At 66.3% G+C, this 18821-nt stretch carries 19 protein-coding genes and 1 pseudogene; 13 read left to right on the plus strand and 7 right to left on the minus strand.

All coding sequences use genetic code 11. The annotated features are described in order from the left end of the window. The first annotated feature begins 21 nt into the window (after positions 1 to 21). Together MLGJGCBP_RS20680 and ggh are read left to right on the plus strand one after the other, a co-directional pair. On the plus strand, positions 22 to 345 hold the full coding sequence (locus MLGJGCBP_RS20680; RefSeq protein WP_160097808.1) for a hypothetical protein: 324 nt from the start codon (positions 22 to 24) through the stop codon (positions 343 to 345). Positions 346 to 410: 65 nt separating this feature from the next. Continuing rightward, on the plus strand, positions 411 to 1748 hold the full coding sequence (ggh, locus tag MLGJGCBP_RS20685; RefSeq protein WP_087558669.1) for a glucosylglycerate hydrolase: 1338 nt from the start codon (positions 411 to 413) through the stop codon (positions 1746 to 1748). Between the two features lie 32 nt (positions 1749 to 1780). On the opposite strand, the pseudogene MLGJGCBP_RS20690 reads toward ggh, so the two are convergent. Next, a pseudogene (locus tag MLGJGCBP_RS20690) lies at positions 1781 to 2545 on the minus strand (flavin monoamine oxidase family protein); the annotation flags it as partial. Between the two features lie 333 nt (positions 2546 to 2878). On the opposite strand from MLGJGCBP_RS20690, the gene MLGJGCBP_RS20695 reads away from it, so the two are divergent. Then, entirely contained in the window at positions 2879 to 4021 is a 1143-nt protein-coding gene (locus tag MLGJGCBP_RS20695; RefSeq protein WP_160097809.1) for an RNA-guided endonuclease InsQ/TnpB family protein, read from the plus strand. Between the two features lie 261 nt (positions 4022 to 4282). Here MLGJGCBP_RS20695 and MLGJGCBP_RS20700 read toward each other — a convergent pair whose 3' ends face one another. Continuing rightward, on the minus strand, positions 4283 to 4903 hold the full coding sequence (locus tag MLGJGCBP_RS20700) for a helix-turn-helix domain-containing protein (protein ID WP_160097810.1): 621 nt from the start codon (positions 4901 to 4903) through the stop codon (positions 4283 to 4285). A 108-nt stretch (positions 4904 to 5011) separates the two neighbouring features. On the opposite strand from MLGJGCBP_RS20700, the gene speB reads away from it, so the two are divergent. From speB to MLGJGCBP_RS20735, 7 genes are all read left to right on the plus strand, one after another. Next, a complete protein-coding gene (gene speB / locus MLGJGCBP_RS20705) occupies positions 5012 to 6031 on the plus strand; it encodes an agmatinase (RefSeq protein ID WP_160097811.1) in 1020 nt (339 codons plus the stop codon). Between the two features lie 230 nt (positions 6032 to 6261). After that, a complete protein-coding gene (locus tag MLGJGCBP_RS20710) occupies positions 6262 to 6660 on the plus strand; it encodes a helix-turn-helix domain-containing protein (RefSeq protein WP_160097812.1) in 399 nt (132 codons plus the stop codon). A 294-nt stretch (positions 6661 to 6954) separates the two neighbouring features. Beyond that, positions 6955 to 7431, plus strand: coding sequence for a MaoC family dehydratase (locus MLGJGCBP_RS20715; RefSeq protein ID WP_160097813.1), 477 nt, complete (start codon positions 6955 to 6957; stop codon positions 7429 to 7431). After that, on the plus strand, positions 7424 to 9115 hold the full coding sequence (locus MLGJGCBP_RS20720; RefSeq protein WP_160097814.1) for a PHA/PHB synthase family protein: 1692 nt from the start codon (positions 7424 to 7426) through the stop codon (positions 9113 to 9115). Before MLGJGCBP_RS20715 ends, MLGJGCBP_RS20720 begins: the two co-directional genes overlap by 8 nt. 76 nt (positions 9116 to 9191) lie before the next feature. Continuing rightward, positions 9192 to 9509 (plus strand): hypothetical protein, encoded by a 318-nt coding sequence (locus MLGJGCBP_RS20725; RefSeq protein WP_087560836.1) that lies wholly within the window; start codon positions 9192 to 9194, stop codon positions 9507 to 9509. A 69-nt stretch (positions 9510 to 9578) separates the two neighbouring features. Then, the gene (locus tag MLGJGCBP_RS20730; protein ID WP_236581226.1) at positions 9579 to 10745 is read left to right on the plus strand and encodes an alpha/beta fold hydrolase; all 1167 of its coding nucleotides are present in this window, start codon (positions 9579 to 9581) and stop codon (positions 10743 to 10745) included. 99 nt (positions 10746 to 10844) lie between these two features. Next, positions 10845 to 11591, plus strand: coding sequence for a glycoside hydrolase family 25 protein (locus tag MLGJGCBP_RS20735; protein ID WP_087560838.1), 747 nt, complete (start codon positions 10845 to 10847; stop codon positions 11589 to 11591). Positions 11592 to 11607: 16 nt separating this feature from the next. Here MLGJGCBP_RS20735 and MLGJGCBP_RS20740 read toward each other — a convergent pair whose 3' ends face one another. The 3 genes from MLGJGCBP_RS20740 to MLGJGCBP_RS20750 all read right to left on the minus strand — a co-directional run bounded on the left by MLGJGCBP_RS20740 (position 11608) and on the right by MLGJGCBP_RS20750 (position 13658). Next, entirely contained in the window at positions 11608 to 12870 is a 1263-nt protein-coding gene (locus MLGJGCBP_RS20740; protein ID WP_160097816.1) for a hypothetical protein, read from the minus strand. 107 nt (positions 12871 to 12977) lie between these two features. After that, a complete protein-coding gene (locus MLGJGCBP_RS20745; protein WP_160097817.1) occupies positions 12978 to 13160 on the minus strand; it encodes a hypothetical protein in 183 nt (60 codons plus the stop codon). A gap of 69 nt (positions 13161 to 13229) precedes the next feature. Continuing rightward, positions 13230 to 13658 (minus strand): nitroreductase/quinone reductase family protein, encoded by a 429-nt coding sequence (locus MLGJGCBP_RS20750; protein WP_160097818.1) that lies wholly within the window; start codon positions 13656 to 13658, stop codon positions 13230 to 13232. Between the two features lie 429 nt (positions 13659 to 14087). Between MLGJGCBP_RS20750 and helR the strand changes: the two genes are divergently transcribed. Together helR and MLGJGCBP_RS20760 are read left to right on the plus strand one after the other, a co-directional pair. Continuing rightward, a complete protein-coding gene (helR, locus tag MLGJGCBP_RS20755; RefSeq protein ID WP_160097887.1) occupies positions 14088 to 16241 on the plus strand; it encodes an RNA polymerase recycling motor ATPase HelR in 2154 nt (717 codons plus the stop codon). A gap of 94 nt (positions 16242 to 16335) precedes the next feature. Beyond that, the gene (locus MLGJGCBP_RS20760) at positions 16336 to 17115 is read left to right on the plus strand and encodes a DUF899 domain-containing protein (protein ID WP_160097819.1); all 780 of its coding nucleotides are present in this window, start codon (positions 16336 to 16338) and stop codon (positions 17113 to 17115) included. A gap of 1 nt (position 17116) precedes the next feature. Here MLGJGCBP_RS20760 and MLGJGCBP_RS20765 read toward each other — a convergent pair whose 3' ends face one another. Together MLGJGCBP_RS20765 and MLGJGCBP_RS20770 are read right to left on the minus strand one after the other, a co-directional pair. Further along, positions 17117 to 17539, minus strand: a complete 423-nt coding sequence (locus MLGJGCBP_RS20765) for a hypothetical protein (protein ID WP_160097820.1) — start codon at positions 17537 to 17539, stop codon at positions 17117 to 17119. A 51-nt stretch (positions 17540 to 17590) separates the two neighbouring features. After that, complete coding sequence (locus tag MLGJGCBP_RS20770) at positions 17591 to 18181, minus strand: DUF2867 domain-containing protein (protein WP_160097821.1); 591 nt, start codon at positions 18179 to 18181, stop codon at positions 17591 to 17593. Between MLGJGCBP_RS20770 and MLGJGCBP_RS20775 the strand changes: the two genes are divergently transcribed. Further along, the gene (locus tag MLGJGCBP_RS20775) at positions 18159 to 18815 is read left to right on the plus strand and encodes a TetR/AcrR family transcriptional regulator (protein ID WP_160097822.1); all 657 of its coding nucleotides are present in this window, start codon (positions 18159 to 18161) and stop codon (positions 18813 to 18815) included. The genes MLGJGCBP_RS20770 and MLGJGCBP_RS20775 overlap by 23 nt on opposite strands. Positions 18816 to 18821: the final 6 nt, after the last annotated feature.

The following is an 18821-nucleotide window of genomic DNA, read 5'->3' on the forward strand; positions in this document are numbered from 1 at the left end:
ATACCCGGAGGGATGACACAGATGAACACTGAAAATGAGGAGCCCGATTTCGGCCGGCTCGCCGAGTGGGCGGAGCGTGACATGAAGTTGCCCGAGAACTCTGCAACCGCAAAGCGAGGCCAGGACGCTGCCGCAGCCGGCAGGGAGTTGCTGGACCGAGTCGGGGCGGGCCGTCCGTCTTTGGGGCAGGCCGCTGGTGTGAGTGGCGAATCGCCTCGCCGGCAGGTCCGGCTGCCGCGTCCGTTGAGTGAGAGACTCGATCGCTTCGCCGAGAATCAGCACAGGAAGCCCAGCGACGTCATGCGCGAGGCGGTCGAGGAGTACCTCGAGGCGCACTCCGGCTAGATCGAGCCGCGCTCCTGAACCCCGTCCGACGAGCGGTGTGGGCCGACCCGCAGCAGAATGGGGCAATGGCGGACCGCGGATTCACCCCGACACAGCTCGCGGCACGTGCCGCGTACCTGCTTCGCGGCAACGACCTCGGCACCATGACGAGCGCGGCGCCGCGCCTGTACCCGCACATGTGGAGTTGGGACGCGGCATTCGTCGCGGTCGGGCTGGCGCCCCTCAGCGTGGAGCGGGCCGTCGTCGAACTCGACACCCTGCTGTCGGCGCAGTGGAAGAACGGGATGATCCCGCACATCGTGTTCGCGAACGGCGTCGACGGGTACTTCCCCGGCCCCGGTCGGTGGGAGTGCGGAACCCTCGCGGCGCACGCGCCGAGCGGAACGCAGACGTCGGGCATCACGCAGCCGCCTGTCCACGCCATCGCGGTGCAGCGGATCCTCGACCACTCGCGCAGGCACGGTCGCAGCACCCGGGCCGTCGCGGAGGAGTTCCTCGACCGGCGCTGGCCCGACCTCGTGCGCTGGCACCGCTGGCTCGCCAACGCCCGCGACCTCGACGGCAACGGCCGGATCGCGCTGTACCACGGCTGGGAGTCCGGGATGGACAACTCGCCGCGCTGGGACCACTCGTACGCCAACGTCGTCGCCGGGGCGATGCCCACGTATCTGCGGGAGGACCTGTCCCACGTCGCCGACACGGGGCAGCGGCCGTCGAACGGCGAGTACGACCGCTACCTGTGGCTGCTCGAGGAGATGAAGACCGTCCGCTACGACGACGCGGAATTGGCCACCGCCATGAGCTTCGCGGTGGAGGACGTGTTCGTCAGCGCCGTGTTCTCGATGGCGTGCGAGGTGCTCGCGACCATCGGCGAGGAACACTCGATGCCGAACTCCGACGTCCGCGAACTGCACGGGTGGGCGGCCCGGTTCCGGCAGGGTGTCCTCACGACCACCGACGAACGGTCCGGGGCGGCACGCGATTTCGATTTGCGCAGCGGCCGGTGGATCGCCACCGAAACGCTCGCCATGTTCTCCCCACTCCTGTGCGGCGGCCTGAGCCGCGACGCCGAACGCGCCCTGATCCGCACGTTCGAGGGGCCGAAGTTCTGCGGCCACCCCGACCTCCGGTACGCCGTGCCGCCGTCGACGTCGCCGGTGTCGGGCGACTTCCGTCCGCGCGAATACTGGCGCGGTCCGGTGTGGCCGGTGATGACGTGGCTGTTCTCCTGGGCGTTCGCTCGGCGCGGGTGGGCCGAGCGCGCCCACCTGCTGCGGTCCGAGGGACTGCGGCAGGCCAGCGACGGCAGCTTCGCCGAATACTACGAGCCGTTCACCGGGCAGCCCCTCGGCAGCATGCAGCAGTCGTGGACGGCCGCAGCGGTTTTGGACTGGTTGGGCTGACGCCCCCGTGAGTACTTGTTAACCGCCCGTGGTTAATAAGTACTCACGGGCGCGAAGCGCATGGGACCGAGTTCGGCGTACCGGTCGCCGGGGCCGGGGTTGTCGGCGGGGGCGGCGCCGCCGAGGTGGTGCATCACTCCCCAGACGGCGTTGAGCGCGGTCTGCACGGCGCCCTCCGCCCAGCCCGCGGTCCACGAGATGTCGACGCCCGCCAGGAAAATTCCGCGATGCCTCGGGTCGAGTTCGTCCTGAACGAAATGGCTGAACAGCCGTTCCTGGTACCGGTAGTGGCCGGGCAGGTTCGCCTTGAACGCGCCCATGAAGTCGCGTTCGGTCTCCCACGACAGCGTGACGGGGGTGGCGATGATGTGGCTGCGGAAGTCCACGCCCGGGTAGATCTCCTCGAGCGACTTGATCATCAGGTTCATCCGCTCCGTCGCGTCGAGCGGCAGCAGTTTGAGCGAATCGTCGGACCACGTGTAGGACAGGCAGATCAGGCCGGGCTTGTCGTCACCCTGGTCGAGAAGGTAGGTGCCGCGGCTCATCCGGTCGGTCAGCGTCATGCTGACGAGGTCGCGGCCGGTCACCGGGTCCTTGTCCTTCCAGAACGGACGGTCCACGAGGGCGAACACCTTCGTCGAACCCATGTAGTGGGTGCGTTCGATGGCGGTCCAGTGGTCGATCGGGAACAGGTCGTCGTCGCAGTGAATGTTGTTGAGCAGCATCCAACTCTGCGCCGTGAAGACGGCCGCCGGGTAGGTGCGGATCTCACCGGCCGAATCGGTGACCGTCACCTGCAGCACCGGTTGACTTACCTGACGAACAATTGGCTCTCGTAGGCTCGGGTCGGGACGACGCTCTCCGCGGTGAATTTGTACGGGCTCATCAGGCTGCGGGGACGATCGCCGCTGCGTTCCCCGATCGACTTGTGCGCGAATGGCTTCCGGGAGATTGCTCGCGAAAAGGACCGTCGAGCGAAATTGTGTGCGGAACTCGAATCTGCCCGTACCTCACCGCAAGTGCGACGCTCACGTTGACGATACCTATTCGTGAATCTTCGGTGCAGCCAAGCCCTTCAGGTCCGGGATGGGAGATCAAGTTTGTCGGACTGTTCGGCTAGTGTCTGGGTTATGAGGGGGAGGGTGGTGAAGCGGGCGTACAAGTACCGCTTCTATCCGACTGCGGTGCAGGCGGAACAGCTTGCGCGGACGTTCGGGTGCACCCGGTATGTTTACAACCGGGCGTTGGCCGAGCGGACGCGGGCGTGGTCGCAGGAGCAGCGGCGGATCACCTACAGCGACACCTCGACGATGCTCACCGGATGGAAGCGCGATGCCGAGACGGAGTGGTTGGCGGAGCCGTCGAAGGGACCGTTGCAGGAATCGCTGCGGCAGTTGCAGGGTGCCTTCGAGAAGTTCTGGCGCGGGCAGACCCGCTACCCGCAATTCAAGAGGAAGGGCCAGTCGAAGGATTCGGCGACCTACTATTCGAACTGCTTCACCTACCGGGGCGGGCAAATCCGGTTGGCCAAGCAGTCCGAACCCCTGGATATTCGGTGGTCGAGGCCATTGCCGGAGGGGGCCGTGCCGTCACAGGTGACGGTGTCGCGCAATGCTCGCGGGCAATACCACATCTCGATTCTCGTCGAGGACACGATTCCCGAACTCGAGCCGGTCGATCGGGTGGTCGGGCTCGACGCCGGGATCACCAGCCTGTACACGCTCTCGACGGGGGAGAAGATCACCAACCCGCGCCACGAGCGCAGGGACCGTGCGCGGTTGGCGAAGGCGCAGCGGATGCTGGCCAAGAAGGAGAAGGGGTCCCGTAACCGGGTCAAGGCCCGACTGAAGGTCGCGAAGATTCATGGCCGGATCGCCGATCGGCGTCGCGATTATCTGCACAAACTCTCCACTCGTTTGGTGCGCGAAAACCAAGTGATCGCCATCGAGGATCTGAGTGTGCGGAACATGGTGAAGAATCGGTCGTTGTCTCGGGCGATCTCGGATGCGGGTTGGTCCGAGTTCCGGTCGATGCTCGAGTACAAGGCCGAGTGGTACGGGCGGCGGGTGGTGGCGGTCGATCGGTTCTGTCCGTCGTCGAAGACCTGCTCGGTGTGCGGGGCGATCGCCTCGGCGATGCCGCTGGAGGTGCGGGAGTGGACGTGCCGGTGCGGCGCCGTCCACGACCGGGACGTGAACGCGGCGAGGAATATTTTGGCCGTCGGACTGACGGTGACAGCCTGCGGAGACGGTGTGAGACCACCCCGCACATGAAGTGCGGGGCGGCGACTGTCGGTGAAACAGGAACCTCGGGACGTGAGTCTCGAGGGGAATCTCGGTCGGTCACGGCCGAGAGGACGTCAAGTACTCGCCCCAGCCGACGGGCGCGCGCAGTGCGCCGGCCAGTCCCGGCGGGCGCGGAGAAATCTTGGTGATGTCCAACGTTGAGCTCCTGAGCGGTGGAGTGATGCGGACAACAATGAACGGGCGAGCCGTGACTGTCAACACATGTTTCCTGAACCGCTGAATGGTTTCCTATCGGGACGTGGGCCGGACGTCGTCCGGGAGTGCGGGGGCGAGTATCCACAGGACGGTCGCGGTCTCGTCGCCGAGCGCGCGGAAGCTGTGCGGCAACTGCGGGGAGAAGGTGAAGGCGTCCCCGGCCGAGAGCGACACGTCCTCCGCGGCCCCCGCGCCGTTGAAGGAAATGCCGATCCGGCCGGACACGACGAACACGAACGCGACGTCGACGGGCAGTTCGTACGTTTCCGACCCGCTGCCGCCGCCGGGCTCGATCCTGCTCAGCAGCGACTGGATGCGGCGCTCGCCGAACGGCGTCAGCAGGAACTCGGCCATGCGTTCCCCGCCGAAGCTGATCGGCGGGTAGTTGTCGGCCCGCACGACCTCACCTGCGGCGGAGCTCTCGAACAGCGACCCGACGGGAATGTTCAAGGCTGCGCAGATCCGCACCAGCGTGGCGACGGACGCGCTCGCGTGGTCCCGCTCGATCTTCGACAGGTAGCCCTTGGTGATGCCGCACCCGGCCGCCAGTTCGTCGAGCGTCAGGCGCTGGGCCAGCCGCGCCGCCTTGAGCCGGGGGCCGATCCTGGGCGCGTCGACGCCCGACGGACCTTCGGTTGCGAGCTCGTTCGCCATGCATCGTTCCTTCATCGTGTCTCGTATAGGAAACAGGTGTTGACAAGAATGCGTTCCAAGGAAACGATACGACGAAGCCACGTCTCCGGCACACACCGAAGGATTCCGATGACTACAGACCGCCCGGACCACATCAAGGGCCCTGTCGACGCCACCCGCGCCCCGCGCTACGCCGAACCCAGCACGTTCGCCCGACTCCCGCGGCTCGACGAGGTGTCCCGCGCCGACGTCACGGTGCTGGGAGTCCCGTTCGACTCCGGCGTGAGCTACCGTCCCGGCGCCCGCTTCGGTCCCGGCCACATCCGTGCGGCGTCGAAGCTGCTGCGTCCGTACAACCCGGCCCTCGACGTGCACCCCTTCGCGGCGCAGCAGGTCGCCGACTTCGGCGACATCGGCGTCAACCCGTTCGACATCCAGGAAGCCCTGGCCACGGTCGACGGCGCCGTCACCGACCTGCGCAAGGACGGCTCGACCGTGCTGACGCTCGGCGGCGACCACACCATCGCCCTGCCGATCCTGCGGTCCCTCGCCCGCGACCACGGCCCCATCGCCGTCCTGCACTTCGACGCCCACCTCGACACGTGGGACACCTACTTCGGCGCCCCCTTCACGCACGGCACCCCGTTCCGGCGGGCCAGCGAGGAGGGGCTGATCGACCTCGAGCGGTCGCAACACATCGGCATCCGCGGCCCGCTGTACAGCAAGAAGGACCTCGAGGACGACGCCGTTCTCGGTTTCCAGGTCATCCGCTCCGACGACTACGAGGTGGACGGTGTCGCCAGCATCGTCGAACGGATGCGTCGACGGCTCGACGGCGGCCCGGTCTACGTATCCGTGGACATCGACGTCCTCGATCCCGCGCACGCGCCGGGCACCGGAACCCCCGAGGCCGGCGGCATGACGTCCCGCGAACTGCTGAACACACTGCGCGGACTCGTCGGCCTGAACGTGGTCGGCGCCGACATCGTGGAGGTCGCGCCCGCGTACGACCACGCCGAGATCACCGGCATCGCGGCGGCGCACGTCGCGTACGAGTTGCTGTCGGTGCTGGCGATCAACGCGTCGACGGCCCCGGGACGGGCAGGGCGCGGCGAGGCGCTCCGGCAGGCGGCGTATGTGACCAAGTGACACCCCTCTCGCTTGGTTGAGCAATCCCATCAATGCGTCCTCATCCGAAGCGCCGGCCGGCTCGTGCCCGGCATGCTTGCGGCAGAGGGGACATCAACTTGTCGCCGACTCGTATGAAATCCCTGGTCAACTCGATTCGGAAATTCTCTAGTGGCCGATCGTCGAGCGGAGATCGCAACCACCGACAGCGCAGCCCCTGAAGACGGGGGTCGGCAATTATGATTCGACAAATGGACGAGGACGAACCGCGCCGCTTGACGCTGGGTGAGCTGATACGGCGCCAGCGGGAGCTCGCCGAGCTGCCGATGCGTCAGCTGGCTGCGATGGTGGGAATCTCGAATCCATACCTCTCGCAGATCGAACGGAATCTGCGCGAGCCCAGCGACCGTGTCCTGCATGCCATCGCCGACCATCTTCATCTGTCGGCGGACGCGCTCGTCGCCGAGTCCTCGCGGTCGCATGGTGAAGGCCTCTCCGCGGTGACGAAGGCGATCCGCGAAGATCCGGATCTCACCAATTCGCAACGCAATGCCGTCGAGGAAATGTACGAGGCATTCCGGGAAGTCACGATCGCCAGGCGAAAGCGCCCGTCGCGGAGCCACGACCCGAATGGTGACCTCGGCGACTGATCTCGTCCGCTGCGTCACGTCGGAGCGTTGTTGTGATCTAAATCACATGCGCCTCCATGGACGTACCTGCGGCCCCTGTACCCGCAGATGGGACGCGGGGCAGTCCTGTGGAGTCGCAGGACAAGAGGGGTACCTTCCGTGCGAAGGGACGCAACATACTACTCGGTAAGGTGTAAATCAATTCGAGGTGTGCGACTGTTCGATTCGGCCGCCCGCACAGGAGCCCGCGCACCACGGCCAGACGCGGATTCCCTTAGAGAACATGACCTTTCCGGTCGAGGAACAACCCTACTGATGACAGAAACCATTTCGCATACCGTCGGCCTGAAGGATCTTCCCCGACTTGTCGGCACCGCGCTCGGCACGTCCGACCCCATACGGATCACCCAGCATCAGATCGATCAGTTCGCCGATGCGACGAACGATCGCCAGTGGATTCACGTCGATCCCGAACGCGCGAAGCAAGGACCGTTCGGGACGACGATCGCCCACGGTTTTCTGACCCTGTCGTTGGCACCGAGCCTGTTCTGGCAACTCTTGGACGTCACCGGCAGCGACCAGGTAATCAACTGCGGCATCGGCCGGGCCCGGTTCACGGCCCCCGTTCCCGTCGAATCCCACGTACGCCTGGCTGCCGAGATCACCGCGGTGGAACCGTGCAAGGGCGGATATCAGCTGACAGCAGCCCTGACGTTCCTTGTGGAGGGGTCCGAACGGCCCGCTTGCATCGCCGACATGATCATTCGCTATCTGGGGGACATCAGTGTTTGAGAACGTACAGAAGAAGTTCGCGTCCAGGGTCGACCCGATCGGCTGGGGTCCCGCTGTTGCTTCCGTCGCCGGCCGCGCAGTCAAGAATCCGCAGGCCCTGGCCACGGCGTCGACGACTTACGCCACCCGCCTTGCACGAATTCCCGGCGCCGCATTGCGCGTGTTCAATGAGGAGGATCCGAATCCGCCTTTGCCGGTAGATCTCTGCGACAAGCGGTTCGCCGATTCGGCGTGGCGCGAGAACCCGGCGTTCTTCGCCCTCCGCCAGAGCTACTTCGCCACACGAGGCCTCGTCGACGACCTGAGCGCGGCGGGCGCCGGAGATGTGCTGCAGGATGCCAAGGCCCGGCAATTCCTCAACCTGTTCATGGACGCCGTGGCGCCCACCAATTTCCCTTTGACCAACCCGGGCGTGATCACCCGTGCCTTCGATACAGGAGGCGCGAGCCTGTTGCGTGGCGCGCGGTTCGCCGCGCACGACATCGTCAAGCGCAAGGGGCAACCGGTGAAAGTGGATCGGGACGCCTTCACTCTGGGTGTGAATCTGGCCGCCACACCGGGCAAGGTCGTCTTCCGCAACGAGTTGATCGAGGTCATCCAGTACGAGCCGCAGACCCCGACCGTCCACGCGATCCCCATCCTGGTCTCGCCGCCGTGGATCAACAAGTACTACATTCTCGATCTCGCACCGAACCGCAGCCTCACCGAGTGGGCGATCAAGCACGGTCGCACGGTATTCGCCATCTCGTATCGCAATCCCGACGAATCCATGATGGACGTCACCATGGACGACTATTTCGTCCAGGGCTTCGGTGCCGCCATGGACGTCGTCGAGGAGGTCACCGGCTCGCCCAAGATCGAGGTGCTCTCGATTTGCCTCGGCGGCGCGATCGCTGCGATGGCTGCGGCGCGCTTTGCGGCCACGCGGGACGAACGGATCAGCGCGCTGACGATGCTCAACACGTTGCTCGACTACAGCGATGTCGGCGAGTTGGGATTGCTGGTCGACCCGGACACCCTCGACCGCGTCGAGATCCGCATGCAGAAGCAGGGGTTCCTGTCCGGGGCCGAGATGGCGGACACCTTCGACATGATCAAGGCCAAGGACCTCATCTTCAACTACTGGGTGTCGCGCTGGATGAAGGGCGAGAAGCCGACCGCCTTCGACATCCTCGCCTGGAACGAGGACAGCACCAGGATGCCCGCGAAGATGCATTCGCAATACCTGCGCTCGCTCTACGGCCGCGACGAACTCGCTCGCGGAGAGTACGTCCTGGCCGGTCGGCAACTCGACCTCGGCGCGATCACCTGCGACACCTACATCGTCGGCGCCGTGAACGACCACATCGTGCCGTGGGCGGCTTCGTACAAGAGCGTGCACCTGCTCGGTGGCGACGTCCGTTTCGTCCTCACCAACGGCGGACACATCGCGGGAGCGGTCAATCCGCCCAATTCCAAGAGCACTTTTCACTCCGTAGGCGCACCCGATTCGCGGGACGGCAGGTCCCTGCCGTCCGACCCCGAGGAGTGGCGCGGGCAGGCGGAGGCTCACTCGGGCTCCTGGTGGGAAGACTGGGCGGTGTGGTCGACCGAGCGCGCCGGCGACCTGATCGCGGCGCCTGCGATCGGCAGCAAGAAACATGCCGTGGTCTGCGACGCTCCTGGGGCCTATGTCCTGCAGTAGCATTGCTGGTTAGCAATGACCATGCTAACTTGCTAGCAGACATACGGGATGTGTATCCACTCGAAGGAGCCAGAACATGACCACAGCCAAGACCGTCACCGACGCCACGACCAATGCCGCAACCGCGGCTACCGCCGGTCTGAGCAAGGCGTTCGACGACACCACCGAGCGGATCCAGTCCCTCAACGAGAAGCTGGTCGAGGCCGCGAAGCAGACCGGCAACCTCTCGATCGACACGTACGAGCAGACTTTGCGCAGTGCGCTGGACTTCCAGGAGAAGGTTGGCGCCGCCAGCAATCTCGAGTGGGTGGGAACCTTGACCAAGGCTCAGACGTCTTTCGTCAACGGGGTCAGCAGCGCGTTGACGTCGGCTGCGCGCGAGGTTCTGAAGTAGATCGGACCGACGAGTGGCCAGCATGGATTCCATGCTGGCCACTTTCGTGCCTCGAGAGGAGTGATGACCGTGACGGCACGCGCGACCGAGCACCATGCAAGTCCCCCATCCACCGTGCTCGGGCTGGGTGCGGCAGCGATCGAGGGATGGTCGGGATACCTCACGGGACTGTGCCGACGACGCGCTGACGTTCTCGACGTGGCAACCGACTTCGCCGAGTTCTGGCGGGTCGTGACATCGCGGGAACGCCCGAGCTGGGCGCATCCGAACACCGTGCGCCGGCAGCGCCCCCTGGCCGATCTTCGCGACTATGCACTTCGAGGAGAGCGCGCCCAGGTTGCAACCCTCGTACTGCCACCACAGTCCGGCCGCGCTTCGTCGATCGTCGACTATGCGGCGGGACGGAGCCTGATGCTCACCCTCCGCGAGTCCGGGCTGACGAACCTGTATTGCCTCGACTGGAAACCCCCCGGTCCCAGCACCGTCGACGCGTCGATCGAGGACTACATCGCCCTCCTGTCCGAGACAGTCGACTCCCTCGGAGGACGGGTCAACCTCGTCGGTTACAGCCAGGGCGGATGGCTGGCCACGATCTACACGGCGCTGTACCCGGACAGTGTTCACACCCTTGTCGTCGCCGGAGCGCCGATCGACTTCCATGCCGGACGGTCCCAGCTCCTCGACTGGATCAGCCCCATGTTCCGGCGAACCGAGATGGCGTCGTTCCGATCGATCGTGGCCGCCGTTGCGGCACTGCAGCGCGGAATCAGCCAAGCGGTCGGCGTCCCACTCGGCAAGCCGGCCGGCGAATTCGAACGTGCCATGGGCCTTCTCGCCCACCTCGACGATCCCCGCTTCGTCGAGCGCTATCTCGATCTCAAGCGGTGGTTCGAATGGACGGAGGATATGCCGGCGGCCTTCAGCGACTGGATCATCCAGCAACTGTTCGTGTCGAATCGGCTGATCTCGGGCGGCCTCGAGGTCGGCGGGAGAGCCGTCATGCTCGACGCCATCACCTGTCCGCTCGTCCTGATCGCCGGCACCGCAGACCACATCACGCCGCCCGAGCAAGTCTGGGCGCTCGAGCGGTACGTCTCGACCCCCCAGGCGCAGGTCAGCCGACGCTCGGTGGAGGCCGGGCATCTCGGACTGCTCATCGGTCACGCCGCTCTCGAGGAACATTGGCTTCCCGTCATGCGCTCGGTCGCGGAAAGGTCTGCCCTCGAACCCGAGTGAGAACACCCCCACGGCCACCAAGTGATCATCCCCGACAAGATTCGGCCACGAGGCTCGAGAACCCACAACTCGGACGCCGCAACCACTACCCTCGGGCGCATGGCTATCGGGGTGAAGGTCCGAAGGTTCTCCAAGATCGCACCGCTGCTGCTCGCCGGTGCACTCGCGGCCGCGGTGCCGGGGCATGCCGCAGCCGAACCCGTCCGAGGTCCGGACGTGGCCTCGTGGCAACACCCGGGCGGATCACCGATCGACTGGTTCTCCGTCCGCAACGCAGGCCACGACTTCGCGATGGTCAAGGCCACCGAGAGCCTCAACTACGTCAATCCGTACTTCGTCCAGGACTGCCTCGCCATGCGCGTCGCCGGGGTCGCCCGCGGCGCCTACCACTACGCGGACCCCACCCAGTCGCCCGAAGCGCAGGCCGCCTTCTACTCGACGGTGGTCCTCGGCATCAACGGTCCGGGTGACATGCCGCCGGTCCTCGACCTCGAGCAGTCCGCGGGGCTGCCGCCCGCCGCGCTGATCGACTGGACGCACCGCTACCTCGACACGGTCCAATCGCTCACCGGACGTCAGCCGATCATCTACACCTATCCGACCTTCTGGCGGACGGCGATGGCGAACACCAACGAGTTCGCCGGATACCCCCTCTGGATCGCCGACTACAACGGCCAGAACACGCCCGGCCCCCTCCCCGGCGGCTGGAGCAACTGGACGTTCTGGCAGTACACCAGCACCGGTCGCATCCCCGGCGTCAACGGCGACGTCGACCTCAACGTCTACAGCGGGGCGCAGGGCGACTTCGCGCGGTACTCCAACAGCGCGTCCCCCTTCGGCAGCTGACGGCAGGCGGGCGCGATCAGCGGCAGGCCGGATTTCCGGGGAACGGGGTAACGCCCGCGCGGCAGCCGACGTCGGTGACGGCGGTCAGTCGCTCGACCGGTTCGCGGATCTCGAGCGCAGGCAGCAGGCCGTCGTTCAGGAGGGCGTTCTTCGTCGCGGGCGCGGTGGCGTTCTCGTCCAGCGTTCCCCGCGTACGCGCGAAGTTGACGAGTTCGTCGTACACCATCGACAACGCAGCCTCGGTCGTCTGGTCTTCCGGGTTCAGCCCGGCGAAGTCCACACCCGTCTCGTATTCGTGGCGGAGCGCGTGCGGACCCTGGTCGCAGGTGGGCTGATTCAGATCGATCCGGAAGTCCTGCCCGGCGGGGCCCGGCGGCGTGATCGTGCCGGCGTCGGTGCACACGTGGTGCGAGATGCGGTCACCGAGAGCGTGAAGGTAGATGCCGGTCCGGGCATTCCAGGAATTGTCGCCGACCCAGGAGTCGAACTGCGACGACAGGACGTTGTCGGTGATGACCTGCTGCCCGGTCATGTTGGTGAACGGGATGGCGGCCGGAGTCTCGAGGCTGTACATCCCGTTGATCGGGACCGGGTTCGCGTCTCCGTAACATGTTGCGCCCGTGCCGTAGTCGCCGTTGGCGGAGGGGTTCGTGAAACCTCCCGTGCACAGCGGCGCGTTGCTTCCCGGCCCGGCCATCGCCCACGTCCGCAGGTGCGTGAGCATGATCTCGTGCCGCGGATCGTCGACGTTCGGCTGCAGCCCGTTGGGCAGGGGATCCGTCGGCCCGCGCAACGTGGGCAGGAAGTGGAAGAGGAACCCGCCGGTGTCGAAGTGGGTGCGCACCAGGCCGCTGATGTCCTTGGTGGTCAGCGCGTCGGCGCCGGCGGCAGGCCTGCCGAAGATGTCGCGTGGGACGAACGTGCCGAGGTCGGTGGCCTCGTCGTACGCCGCGATCCAGTACGCATCCTGTTCGGAGAAACCGACGGTGCGGGCGATGATGTACGTCGAGTCCGAGTGCACGAGACTCCGTCCGCCGAGCGGGCGGCGCAACGTGACCCCGTAGCTGACGAAGGCCTCGGCGCCGCAGATCGGCGAGTTGGGATCGTCGAGTAGACATTCGGGTGGCAGCGGAGCGCAATTGTGCGGCGGGGCACCGTCCTCGGTGTAGCAAATATCCTCGGCAAATCCGTACACCGGTGGCGGTGACACGACGAAAGCGGCCGCGGTGAGCGCCATCGCCACGATGGTTCCACCGGCTCTTCGAGCGAATCTTCTCATCGAGGTGCACCTTTCGGTGAGGACGAGTATTCCCACATTAACACCGGGGAATACGCGCGCGGACCGGATTCGACGGAGGGTCGAAAGCGTCACCACCCGTGACTGTTTCAGGAGTCGATTCCAGGTTCCGCCCACGCCAGCCACTTGTCGTGCACTGCACCCATCACGTCGATGTCGTGAAAGCGGGCGAGCAACAGGGTCTGACAGAACACGTCGGCGACTTCGCGTCGGAAAGCCTCGTCCCGCTGTTCCGGTGATCGCCCCTTGTCCCGTGCCTGCCCTGTCGTCATCAGAAAGGCCTGGGTCAGCTCACCGACCTCTTCTTGCAGCTCGAGAAGAAGCCACGTTGCCCGATCGCCTCATGAGCGGCGCAGCGCCAGCACGGGAATCGTCCGAATGCCCACAGTTTTCTCAGCGTATCCGGCAAAGCCCGGATACCTACGAGCCTGCTCGGCGAAGATCCGACCCCGCTCGTCACCGGTCACCTCGCCGACGACCACAGGGTACTGCTCGGTACCACGTTCGATCTCTGCCTGACCTGCGGTGACGAGGTTGTAGTACCAGTCGGGATTTGTCGGTGCGCCGGCCTTGGAAGCGAAGACATAGATCGTGTCCCGGTCTTGCTCGTCCGGCAAATACATCATCGGGCTCACCAGCTCGCGCCCGGTCTTACGACCCTGATGATGCACCAGCACCATTGGAGCACCCTCGAACGGGCCGCCCACTCGGCCCTGGTTCGCCCGGAATTCGGCGATGACGTTCGTGTTCCAGTCTTTGGGACTGCTCATCGTAATAACCTCTCCTCGTCCGGTGCAGGGTGCGGTCAGATTCTCTGGTCGCCCGGCGTGGTGTTGGATTCCTGTCTCATTCCGGGCCGAACCTCCAGCGGCTGCACGCTTATCACCGTCAAATGTACTGACAGTCTGACTGATTCGGCTTCCGAACGCGCGCATGCGGGGTCGCGAACATCTGGGCGAGCCTTGCCCACGTCGAATCGACGAGGGTTTACTGCGCACAGGGGTATGTCGATCCGAATCGGACGAGGAGTGGGAAGAGTGGAAGGAGAACAACTCTCTTCCACTTTTAATGTATAGCGCACCCGGGGGCTTGCGGCAAGGCCCGGGTGGTGTCGCAGAATTACCGGCCTGAGCCGGAACCTGCGGAAATGGGAGTCGTGAGTGCGCGCCGAAAATCTGAATCCATATCACCCAACTCGGATCGGAGCTGTTGACGCGAGACCCCTTACCGTCGGCGCTTTCGACCTTCCGGACCACCTCGCGCCCAAGGCCGATCCGGTGCTGATCGCCGGCGACGAGCGGCACTTCGCGGCGATCGAGGAGAGCCTCGAGCAGTCCATCGCCGACCTGTCCCGCCGCATCGACTCGGAGCGCAAGGCGCCCCGACGTCTCGGTCAGGAGGCGATGGAGCGGGACATGATGGTTCACGACCTGAGCGCCCAACTGCGTGCCCTGCGCCGATTCGGCCTGGACCTGTGCCTCGGGCACATCGTCGGCGCCGACGATGCCGAGCCCGTGTACATCGGACGCCTCGGCCTCATGGACAGCGCGGGCAATCAACTGCTGGTCGACTGGCGCTCCCCCGCGGCCGAGCCGTTCTTCGGCGCCACCCACGCCAACCCGATGGGCCTGGCCAGCCGCCGCAGATACCGCTGGACCCGCGGCCGGATCAGCGACTACTGGGACGAGGTGTTCACCTCGGACGGGTTCGAAGGGAACGCTGCACTGGACGACCAGTCCGCGTTCATCGCCAGCCTGGGCAGCAACCGGTCGGCCCGGATGCGAGACGTGCTCGGCACCATCGCGGCCGATCAGGACGCCATCATCCGCGCGGGATCCGGCGGCGCCCTCGTCGTCGACGGCGGCCCGGGTACGGGCAAGACCGTCGTCGCGCTGCACCGCGCCGCGTACCTGCTGTACTCCGATCCCCGGCTCCGCCACGGCGTGCTGTTCGTCGGCCCGCACGAGCCGTACCTGGCGTACGTCGCCGACGTGCTGCCCAGCCTCGGCGAGGAGGGTGTGCAGCTCTGCACGCTGCGGGACCTCGTCACCGAGGGTGCGACCGCCCGGGTCGAGAAGGATCCGGAGGTGGCGCGGCTGAAGTCGTCGGCGGATCTGGTGAGGGCGATCGACGCGGCCGTGAAGTTCTACGAGGAGCCGCCCGCCAAGGGCATGACGGTCGCGACCGACTGGTCCGACATCTGGTTGAGCGCCGAAGACTGGGCCGAGGCGTTCGAAGCGCCGGAGCCCGGTACCCCGCACAACGAAGCGCGCGAACAGATCTGGGAGCTGCTGCTCACGATCCTGGTGGACAAGTACGACGGGGATGCTCCCGCGGCCCAGGTTCGGAAGTCGTTGCTGCAGAACGACGAATTGCGCGCGACGCTCGACAACTCGTGGACGATGATCGAAGCCGCGGATCTCGTGGGAGACCTGTGGTCGGTGCCCGCCTACCTGCGCAAGTGCGCGCCCTGGCTCAGCCCCGACGAGGTTCGGGCACTGCAGCGCGCGGACGCCAAGAATTGGACGGTGTCCGACCTGCCGCTCCTCGACGCGGCACGGCAGCGGCTCGGGGACCCGGAGGCGTCGCTTCGGCAGCGTCGGTACAACGCCACCGTCGCCGCCGAACGCGCGCGGATGAGCACCGTCGTCGACGACCTGATCGCGGCCGACGACTCCGAAATGCTCGTCATGTCGATGCTGCGCGGCCAGGACCTGCAGCAGTCCCTGGTCGACGAGACCGCCCTGCCCAGCGCCGACCCCGACCTGCTGGCCGGACCGTTCGCGCACGTCGTGGTGGACGAGGCTCAGGAACTCACGGACGCGGAGTGGCAGATGTTGCTGCTGCGCTGCCCGTCCCGCAGCTTCACCATCGTCGGGGACCGTGCCCAGGCCCGGCACGGGTTCACGGAGTCGTGGCGCGAACGGCTCGAGCGGATCGGGTTGGACCGGATCGACCTGGCCGCGCTGAGCATCAACTACCGGACGCCGGAAGAGGTCATGACGGAAGCCGAACCGGTGATCCGGGCCGCGCTGCCGGACGCCAACGTGCCGACGTCCATCCGCAGCAGCGGCATCCCCGTCGTCCACGGCCCGGTGTCGGACCTGCGCTCGATCCTGGACACCTGGCTGGCGTCGAACTCCGACGGAATCGCCTGCGTCATAGGCGATCCGACGTTCCGGCCGACGTCCCGCATCCGGTCGCTGACACCGGAACTGTCGAAGGGGCTCGAGTTCGACCTCGTCGTCCTCGTCGACCCGGAATCGTTCGGCGAGGGCATCGAGGGAGCCGTCGACCGCTACGTCGCCATGACCCGGGCAACCCAGCAACTCGTCGTCCTCACCAGCCGCTGACGTCGGAGACCGCACCGATCGGCGGCGGAAACGGGGTAGCCGCCGCCGAGCGCGGGCTGGGACGATGGGGGTGCCCTACGAGAGGAGACGAACGATGACAGCGTCCGATCCACAGGTCACCACCCGCGAGCAATGGCTCGTCGCGCGGCGCGAACTGCTCGCACAGGAGAAGGAACTGACCCGCCACCGCGACCGGGTCAACGCCGCCCGGCGCGCGCTACCGATGGTCGAAATCACCGAGAACTACGAGTTCGACGGTCCCGGGGGCCGGGCCCGGCTCGTCGATCTGTTCGACGGCCGCGGCCAACTCCTGATCTACCACTTCATGTTCGAACCCGACGCCGACGAAGGATGCCCGTCCTGCACGTTCACGTTGGACAACGTCGGCGACCTCCACCACCTCTACGCCCGGGACACCTCGTTCGCGGCCGTGTCGCGCGCACCCCTGCACAAGCTCGAGCAGTACCGGCAGCGCATGGGCTGGACGGTCCCGTGGTACTCCTCGCTCGGCAGCGACTTCAACTACGACTTCCATGTCACTATCGACGCGTCGGTCGCGCCGGTCGAATACAACTACAAGGACGCGGCGGAGCTCGAGCGCATGGACCCGGCGTGGAAGGGCTGGTCCGGCGAGGAGCACGGCGTCAGTGCCTTCCTCCGCCAGGGTGAGCGCGTCTTCCACACCTATTCCGGCTACGCGCGCTCCACCGACATGCTCGTCGGCACCTATCACTGGCTCGACCTCACCGCTCGCGGCCGTCAGGAGGACTGGGAACCGGAACCGCGCCGCGGCGACGACCCGTTCATGAGCTGGCTGCGCCGTCACGACGAATACGAACCGGAAGCGATCTCAGGAGAGAAGGTCTCCGACTGAACTACATCAGTTCGTATCCCGTCGCCTGCAATTCCAGGTAGTCGCGCACCAGCAGGTGGGAACCGGGCGTAGACACCGCAGTCCACGGAATGTGCTTGGGCAGCTGCAGTGCCAGCGATTCGGGTACCGCCTCGCGGCACCTGATGCCCGCCCGGGCTCGCGGTGTCAACGAATTCCACCACGCGTCGAGCACGCACCGGCATTGGGCGAGGTACTCCGAGAGCGGCCCCTGGAGCATCGCCATCTGCGGAATCGGATCGGGTCCCCCGGTGATGCCCGCGACGCACGAGTCCCCGCACACGGCCATCACCTGCCCGATGAACTGCGGCGGCATGATGCCTTCGGGGTCTCGCAGCAGGGCGAGGCGCGCGCCGGCGGAGAGCGCTTCATACGCCGTCACGGGGTCGATTGCCTCGTCACCCATGCCACGAAGGTACCCGGCCGGGGCCGTCTCCTATCGGGAACAGCGATTTGTTCATTTCGCGGCGTAGTCACGCCAGGCGCGTTCCCATTGCCGGGTCAGGGCCGGGTAGACGAGGAGATGCCGGAACGGTGCGATGGCGGCCATGTAGAGCCGCCCGAACCGGCCGTTGGGTTTGACGAGGACCGTCATCTGCAGCCCGTAGTCACCGTCCGCTCCCTGCACCCAGCCGAGATGCATCACGGTGTGCACGGTCTTGTTCGCCAGTTCGCGGGCGGCCTCCCGGTCGAGTTCGTAGACCGCTGTGAGCGGAATGCCCGCGTCGTCGGGGCCGCGGGGAGCGGCGCGGAGGTCGTCGGGCAGGCGGTCGCGGAGCGAGACGACCCGCTCGCCGACGCCCGCCGACGGGTCGTCCCAGCCGAACAGTTCGCCGAGCTTCCACCGGACGGCGAACAGGAACCGCACCACCCGGGGCTGTTTCGCGAGTCCGCCCCGGCCTCGCATCGCGGCGAGCATTGTGGGGAAGTCGTCCGGACCGGCTCCGGGAGTGCGGTACGACCACACGTCCTCGACGTCGAAGTCGCTGGTGAATTCGTGGATGCGCCAGGGCTGCTCGGTGTAGGTGGCCTCTGCTATTCGTGGCACTGTCGTCCCCGATCTATACGGCACCGTATATTTCATCTATACGGTACCGTACAAATTGACCGCGATCAATGGAGGTGGACCGATTCCCGCCGTCGCCCGCACCACACGAGACCGCTGGATAGAGGCCGGCCTCGACGCCCTCGCGCGAGGCGGACCGGACGCCGTCCGCGTCGAAGCACTCGCCGCCGAACTCGGCGTCACGAAGGGTGGGTTCTACGGCTACTTCGACGGCAGGCCCGCGTTGCTCACGGAGATGCTCGACGAGTGGGAACGCCGCTGCACCAAGGCCGTCATCGCCCAGGCCGACGCCGAAGGCGGCGACGCGGCCGAGCGCATCCGGCGCGTGGGTCAACTCACCTATTCGGAGGACCTGCACCGGATCGACCTCGCGATCCGGGCCTGGGCGCACCACGACCCGTCCGTCGCGGCACGCCTGCAGCGCATCGACAACGAGCGGATGCAGTTCCTGCGCACGATGTTCGGCACCTTCGTCACCGACCCCGACGAGATCGAGGCGCGCAGCACCCTGATGTTCGGGCTCGCCATCGGACGCCACTTCATCGTCGCCGACCACCCTGGGTACACCAAACGCGAAGCCATCCAACTCGCCGGGGAATTCCTCCTGCGCCCGTGAGGTCGC

The sequence above is a fragment of the Rhodococcus sp. T7 genome, assembly GCF_009872365.1.
Classification (GTDB): Bacteria; Actinomycetota; Actinomycetes; order Mycobacteriales; family Mycobacteriaceae; genus Rhodococcus_F.